This window comes from Vibrio sp. TBV020 (genome assembly GCF_046056895.1).
In the GTDB taxonomy this organism is placed as follows: Bacteria; Pseudomonadota; Gammaproteobacteria; order Enterobacterales; family Vibrionaceae; genus Vibrio.
The window spans coordinates 141,900-148,249 of the sequence record NZ_JBEEAQ010000004.1 but is presented as its reverse complement, the minus strand read 5'-3'; the positions used below and the strand labels follow the sequence as shown (position 1 = coordinate 148,249).

Genomic DNA, 6,350 nt, shown 5'->3' with positions numbered 1-6,350 from the left:
TTCAAAGGTCGCCACTTTTCTTGTCAAGCCATTCTTTGGGCTGTGCATTGGTACTGTAAGTACGGTATCAGTTATCGGGCACTCGCCGAAATGCTCAAAGAGGGGTCACACGACGATTCGGAAAATATTGTACGCTAAGAGCTTAATGCTTTGATTTATCGAGCTGTGGGATTTGGTTGGCCAAATGTAGTCTCCCGTTAAATTGATGTGTTCCATAGAATGATTGCAATGACAACCAAATTGAGCCCACTTGCACGGTAACGTTGATTCTCGAAGCTTCTGTCCCTCAGTTCTCCTAGTCTGTTGAATAATACAGCACGGGAAAGTGCATTCTTAGCCTCGCCCTTATTCAATCTAGCTTGGACTAGGCGTCGCAGATTAATATCCATCATCCACTCTAGGGTGAAAAGTGTTAGCTCTATACGTCCCAGCTCCCGGAGTGCCAACGCAAGTCCATTCTGACGTGGGTAACTGCGCACTGTGTTTTCATGAACTTTTTTTGACCAGAATCAATTACTATTTCTTTTAGTCTTTGATCAAATGCGTTCTCCATTTCACTTACTAACCTTGCTTTTCGAGATTAAAGATTTTCTAGAAGACTTGCTGACCTAAGAGAAGAGAACAAAGTCATTTATCCTTTTTCGTCATTGACATTCATTTTACCAAGAGGTTTCCGGTTCCAAAAATCGAGGGGGTATCATAAACACTTATAACTATGTATTGATGAAAGCAACTGTTAAGAGAGACTCAATAATGCTAAGTTGGTGAAGCTTACACCATACTAGCTTACAAGGTATACTTCAAACTCAGTATATTATATAAGAATCATTCAATTTAAGGCGGATTGGCTTTTTGTCCGAATTGCGCATCAAAGCCCAGTTAGCCCCCCTTCCTATTCCTTTCCATGACTATCCCAATCGCTATTTAAAATAGAGAATTTATAATAAAATTATAAATAATAGTTTTTTTACTGTTTAGATGTCATCGTTGAATATACCATGAGAGTTGAGAATAAGTAGTCTCAATGCATGAAATTATTCACATATTTCCAACATGAATTAAGAGGAAAAACTATGATAAATGGTTCAGAAAGTTCATGTGCTATTAAAGCAACCTTACATGACAGTTTGACTTTCAACAAGGATAATGCACACGAACCACAAAAAGAGAGATTAGAACTACATCAACATGTTGAATCAATAAGAAATAGTAGCAATAGTTTGAATAGCCCCTTTGTAAATTCGGTATATCACATAAATGAAAACTTAATATCTAATGGACATGTTGGTTTACCTGCAGAGAAATCTGAACAATACATAGATTTAACTACAAAAGTAAGTAACGGCGAAAGTTCAAATAGTTTGGCGTTTTTTTCCTCTTCTTGTGGTTGGTTAAAGGAAATACCAAAATCCAATACAATTAATGAAGGAGTGGAAAGAGCAGTTGGGGCTGGTATGAACTTTCTTGGAGCAATTTCTATTGGTCCTGGAAGTGATGCTGTAAACAGGACACTAGGAAAAAATTAAATCTATGTATGACAATCCATTATCATTTTTAAGTGACTCACATAAAAGCTTAGCTTATTTGGTAAAAGAAGCTCTAAGTTCATTAGGGTGTGAAGACTCCTACCTTAAGAAATTAGACAGTTTTTCAACTATAACATTAGACTTTACTAATGCTAATAGTATCAATCTGTCAATTGAGGAAGAAAGACTTTGTATTTGGTCACATTTCAATCAAGACTTATCGTCGTTAACGCTAAATTCTAAAAGAGTATTAGAGTTAATCTCTAACCCTATAGACGGAATAGAAATGAATCTTCCTGTTTTAGGAACGTCTGATAATAGAGTTTATATCAAAGCATTAATAAATGTTGACATTTTAGAAGATCGACATCGTTTTGCAAAAACAATTGATAACTTTTACACTTTAATTAAACATATATCTGAAATGATTAACTAATAATTATATATTTAAGTTGACATTTATTTGTTAAGAAGCAACTTTATAATAATGATACATTAAGTGTTTAACTGTAGACGACTTAAATAGAGACTATTTAAGTATAATTACATTTCTAGCCATTAACTTTAATTATATATATTAGATTGAAATTAAGATGATTAGATAAGTTATTTGTCACGTTAACCCTATAGTTTTTTATTTACTTCTAGTTGCTTCTTCCTTTCTCAACCAAAAGTCCAACTGAGCTTTACTAAGCAAAACATTCGAAATGACCCAAAACGTTGACATAGCCCATTGGTAGCTAGCAATTAGAACTTTTAAGATCCAAAGTTAATTGCTCGGCTTCAAGATGCGTTAGAACGATGGACTTAATAATATCAAAATCTAGACAGAGTACATATTTCTGAAGGAAAGTAAGAGTTGAATATCTTAATCACCTATCAGATTGAGTAAATAATTCAGAAAAGGAAATCAGACTAATAATGCACTGTTCGCTCAAGGGCAACAGAGTGACAACTTAAGCAAAACCAATAAAATTTTGCCCTTTAGAATAATAGCGTGTCAACAATACTGAGCGTTGCGTACAACAGATAGCCTGTCGAGATACATTTTTATAAGGAGCTCTTACTGGGTGAAACCTGTTCATTACCAACATTTTTATTGTATCTGTATACATCATAATGCCCTTGCCTGTTTATATGAATTTCTTTTAGTTAATAACACCACTTTTGCTTTTGATATAGTTGTTAAGGAACAAAGAGGGTTTGGAGTTTTCTTTGTACTTTCGGGCTTGAGCTTCCCAAAGTTGTTGTAATAATATTAAGAAATAATGACGTTATTTCTGTTTCAAAACCTGGAGCATCGCTTGCTCGAAAGTGTATTCGTGTCGGTTCACTTGATTACGAACCTCACGTGTGTCTCTTGGGCTTAATAAATAGATTTCTACCTCAATAATTTTTCTTGCTTCAGACTCGTTAAATCCCTGCTCCTTAAGTAGTTTAATGCTCATATGATGTAACATATTATTTGGAATTAACTGTGCTTCAATGGAGTTTTTAGGTAATTGCATCGTCAATTTCTCTCAATGTAGATAGTGAGAAGCAGTTCCTCTTCCTCAAGTACAGCCAATCGCCGCTCACACCTTAATACGGTGTGAGCTTTCGCAAGGAGTTACAAAAGGTGTTATGAAAAAGAGAAATTACGCAAACGAAATTCTGGAAAAGAAAAAGCATCTAAAATCATCCGTAGATGCTATAAACCGTGTATATGAAAGGGTTTATGACATTAGCTTACTTGAAAACTTTTACGAAGAAGCCCTACTTAGAGAGTTTTTGGATAATGAAGAATTAGCTTCTGAGTTAGATGTATATTCACCAGCATTTATGGAAGGGGTTAAGTATATACCAGTTAGCCTTGTTGCATGCATTGAAAGCTTTTTTTCGGCTAATCTATGCGAGACTAATCGATTCCGATTCATCATTCAAAGACAATGCATCTAAGTTTGATATCAAATTTAATCTAAAAACTGCAATAGATCTTGAAGCTAACAAGCTCACTTTAGGAGAATTTATATATCATCTACTGAGGGTAAATAATCTTGATGATATTAGTTCAAATATGACTCAGATATTGGGTGTTGACTTTTTAAAAGGTTTTAAGCAGTGGCGCAAAGATCTAGATGTTGAAGTTAATTTATTCCCTTTGAGTGATGATTAAAAAGAATCGCTATTATTTAATAAGCTGAGCAAACTCTTTGAGTTGAGGCATTGTATTTGTCATGAAGCTTACATTCCCGTAAGTGAAGAAGATGTGAAGGAATTAGTATCATATTCACGTTATGTTAGAGAGTTTCTCTCAGTCACGGAGAAATATGTTGAGAACCAGATAAAAACTAACAAACAATTTAAGAGTGATTCCTAACGCTTGGCATTTTTTCATTACATCGTTGAGTTAAGTGTTTACGATGGTAAGGTTAAGTTTCGCGGTCGCGTTGTTCACATCTTAATGCGGCGTTAAGTGAAATCTAAACCGTTACATCAACAAAGTAGGTAAGTATGACTATAAAAGTAAAATGGGACAGTGATTGTCGTTTTAAAGTGACGACTCAAGATGGTTTTACATTTGAGGTTGATGCGACAAGTAACCAGGCCCCTTGCCCAACAGAAATTCTTTTATCGGCTTTAGGTTCGTGTTGTGCGACGGATGTTGTTTTGTTGCTACAAGAGCGTGGCTTTGTAATTAAGAGTTTGGAGAACCGGATTAGTTTTACTTTGACTGAATCTGAGCCCCGTTTGTATAAGTCGGCTAATCTACACTTTGTAGTGAGTGGCATTGATTTTATTGAATCCGATATAGTGCAAGCAGCTGAAGATGCGGTGGAAAAACACTGTCATGTTTGTCTTATGTTAGCTCCGGCAATTAAAATTACTTGTTCAGCAGAAGTGGTCGAAAATTGCACTTAATATAGCATTTTAGAGTGACTCCCGACGTTTGGGAAGAAGATAAATTAGAAATGAAAGTCCTCGCTTGGAAACAATGTGCCTCTCTTGCGACTCTATTTATTATTGTAATGGTACTCGGTAAAGATACAACAGGATATGATTTCATGCCCTCCTTTTTATTCTAGGGGGCTAGCTTATCACAAAGCATCACCACCGAAGTTGTTCCAAACCTTTGTAAACCCTTTAGCGCTAATAGCGAATACTTCCCCAGTTGAAGCTTTTATTTTGATGGGTTCTTTTGCCACCTTAAAGGTATTCGTTACGTAATTATTGCCTTTGTCTGTATATGTTGTAGCGTTTATATACCAATAATGTTGACCGTTACCTCCGAATGGTAACTTCAATTCACTTTCTTCGCACCATTCAAGCATACGAACATTGACGCCATTGAACTTCCAAACGCTATCCAACGGCCCTGCATTTTTGTCATTTGTTGAATAGTCCGCCGGGTCACAGCGATCAATTCCGGTAATACTACTAAGATATTGCTTTAGCCTTGTTTCATTGGACTGACTAAAATTTATTATCGAAGTATTGGATTCGATCTGAAAGTACAAGCGTTGTTTACCAGTAACAGTTGACCCAATTTTTGCGCTATAGGTATCACGACGCCTGTCTGTATAGCCCTCTTTGTCATAGTTGTCACTAAATTTGTCTCGTGTTGTCATTGCATTCCCATACTTTTCATTCCAATCGTTTACTTTGTCCTCTGCTGTTGCTTGCGTACTCGACAAAGAGAGTAGAATTCCCGTTATTAGTATTGCTCTATTCATGTTTCATTTGTTCTCCACATCACTTCGATATAACTCAAAAACTTGGAGGGCATCAAACGGCTTATCAAATGGTGGTTGTGATGAAAGCTGTTTTAATTTCATAAAATCAAGCGTGTCAAAGTCTTGTTTTGTATCGGAAGCGCGATAGACTTTTTCCAGTGTGAGCCACTTGTCTAGATACGTTGTGTTTGCTGATTCCGCAGTATATTTTAACAAAGTTAAGGCGTAGTCAGCTCGCTCTTTCTCTGTACATTTATCTAAAGCCAGATTGGACAGTCGAAGTATCGCAAGCCCTCTCTTCTTCTCCGGAAGTTGTTCTAAATAGCTATCCTTGAACCTATCGGCGTCAATGACATTGTTGTTGCGAACATCAAGGCATTTTCCTAGTTGTATATCTAGGTTGTCATAGGCCAATAACATCTCTTTGCGTAAGTGTTGTTGCAAAGCAGTTTCAGCGTGAAGATGAAGCGATGTAACTGATAAAGTACATAATAAAATTGTTTTATAAAGCATTGTATATACACGTCCAAAATTCTTTTTCTTTACCCATCGACAATCCAGCAGTAGTCAGAGCTATGTTTTCTAGTCTCCTTCTTTGTATTGAATCGACGGACCTGATTGCTTCGGAAAATAGCTTCCATTCATACGTTGATGCGTTCCAACCAGCATTTGCGGTCGATACTCCTGTATACGATTTTCGCCCTGCAAAAATGTGATTGAAGGGGACTAGCCGTATGGCCTTATCAAGATAGCTACTCATTTCAACTACCTCATTCATTTCTTTTATCGCATCTTGCGTTCTTCTGGATGGTTTAAATCCAGATATATCGCAAAAATTTCCTTTGTTCTGAGCAATAGACATAATCCTCTCACCACATTTATTCAGTAAACTAACCGTACCACGGCACTGTAAGCGCGGGTTATGTGACTGTATGAATAATTGGCTGTAGATCACTCAGGGGCAATACCTTGCTCATATTATGCTTCATTGCCAACGCTTGGTATTTTGGGTTTGAATCAGCTTTGGTGTTTACAGCACAATTATCCAAGTAGGTGGTAGCGTTGCTCATCACTTAACGCGGCGTTTGCTGTCAACATCAGCTACAGTGAA

General features: G+C 36.6%; 8 protein-coding genes and 2 pseudogenes. 5 read left to right on the top strand and 5 right to left on the bottom strand.

Annotated elements, in window-relative coordinates; all coding sequences use genetic code 11:
• Positions 1-102 (top strand): annotated as a pseudogene (locus AAFX28_RS23920) (IS6 family transposase); the annotation flags it as partial.
• A 104-nt stretch (positions 103-206) separates the two neighbouring features.
• On the opposite strand, the pseudogene AAFX28_RS23915 reads toward AAFX28_RS23920, so the two are convergent.
• Positions 207-473: pseudogene (locus tag AAFX28_RS23915) on the bottom strand (Tn3 family transposase); the annotation flags it as partial.
• Positions 474-1,028: 555 nt separating this feature from the next.
• On the opposite strand from AAFX28_RS23915, the gene AAFX28_RS23910 reads away from it, so the two are divergent.
• Both AAFX28_RS23910 and AAFX28_RS23905 read left to right on the top strand, forming a co-directional pair.
• Positions 1,029-1,526: a hypothetical protein gene (locus tag AAFX28_RS23910; RefSeq protein WP_408691054.1), complete on the top strand. Its 498-nt coding sequence runs from the start codon at positions 1,029-1,031 to the stop codon at positions 1,524-1,526.
• A gap of 4 nt (positions 1,527-1,530) precedes the next feature.
• Positions 1,531-1,962: a hypothetical protein gene (locus AAFX28_RS23905; protein WP_408691053.1), complete on the top strand. Its 432-nt coding sequence runs from the start codon at positions 1,531-1,533 to the stop codon at positions 1,960-1,962.
• Positions 1,963-2,800: 838 nt separating this feature from the next.
• Here the strand turns inward: AAFX28_RS23905 and AAFX28_RS23900 are convergent.
• Positions 2,801-3,034: a hypothetical protein gene (locus tag AAFX28_RS23900; RefSeq protein ID WP_408691052.1), complete on the bottom strand. Its 234-nt coding sequence runs from the start codon at positions 3,032-3,034 to the stop codon at positions 2,801-2,803.
• Between the two features lie 115 nt (positions 3,035-3,149).
• Here AAFX28_RS23900 and AAFX28_RS23895 point away from each other — a divergent pair, with 115 nt between their 5' ends.
• Positions 3,150-3,464 (top strand): hypothetical protein, encoded by a 315-nt coding sequence (locus tag AAFX28_RS23895; RefSeq protein WP_408691051.1) that lies wholly within the window; start codon positions 3,150-3,152, stop codon positions 3,462-3,464.
• Between the two features lie 555 nt (positions 3,465-4,019).
• Positions 4,020-4,427 (top strand): OsmC family protein, encoded by a 408-nt coding sequence (locus AAFX28_RS23890; RefSeq protein ID WP_408691050.1) that lies wholly within the window; start codon positions 4,020-4,022, stop codon positions 4,425-4,427.
• A gap of 176 nt (positions 4,428-4,603) precedes the next feature.
• Here AAFX28_RS23890 and AAFX28_RS23885 read toward each other — a convergent pair whose 3' ends face one another.
• From AAFX28_RS23885 to AAFX28_RS23875, 3 genes are read right to left on the bottom strand one after another with little or no spacing between them, the layout of a single operon-like run.
• Positions 4,604-5,239, bottom strand: coding sequence for a hypothetical protein (locus tag AAFX28_RS23885; RefSeq protein WP_408691049.1), 636 nt, complete (start codon positions 5,237-5,239; stop codon positions 4,604-4,606).
• Positions 5,240-5,242: 3 nt separating this feature from the next.
• Positions 5,243-5,752 (bottom strand): hypothetical protein, encoded by a 510-nt coding sequence (locus AAFX28_RS23880; protein ID WP_408691048.1) that lies wholly within the window; start codon positions 5,750-5,752, stop codon positions 5,243-5,245.
• Entirely contained in the window at positions 5,742-6,101 is a 360-nt protein-coding gene (locus AAFX28_RS23875; RefSeq protein ID WP_408691047.1) for a hypothetical protein, read from the bottom strand. The genes AAFX28_RS23880 and AAFX28_RS23875 overlap by 11 nt, the downstream gene beginning before the upstream one ends.
• Positions 6,102-6,350 lie beyond the last annotated feature (249 nt).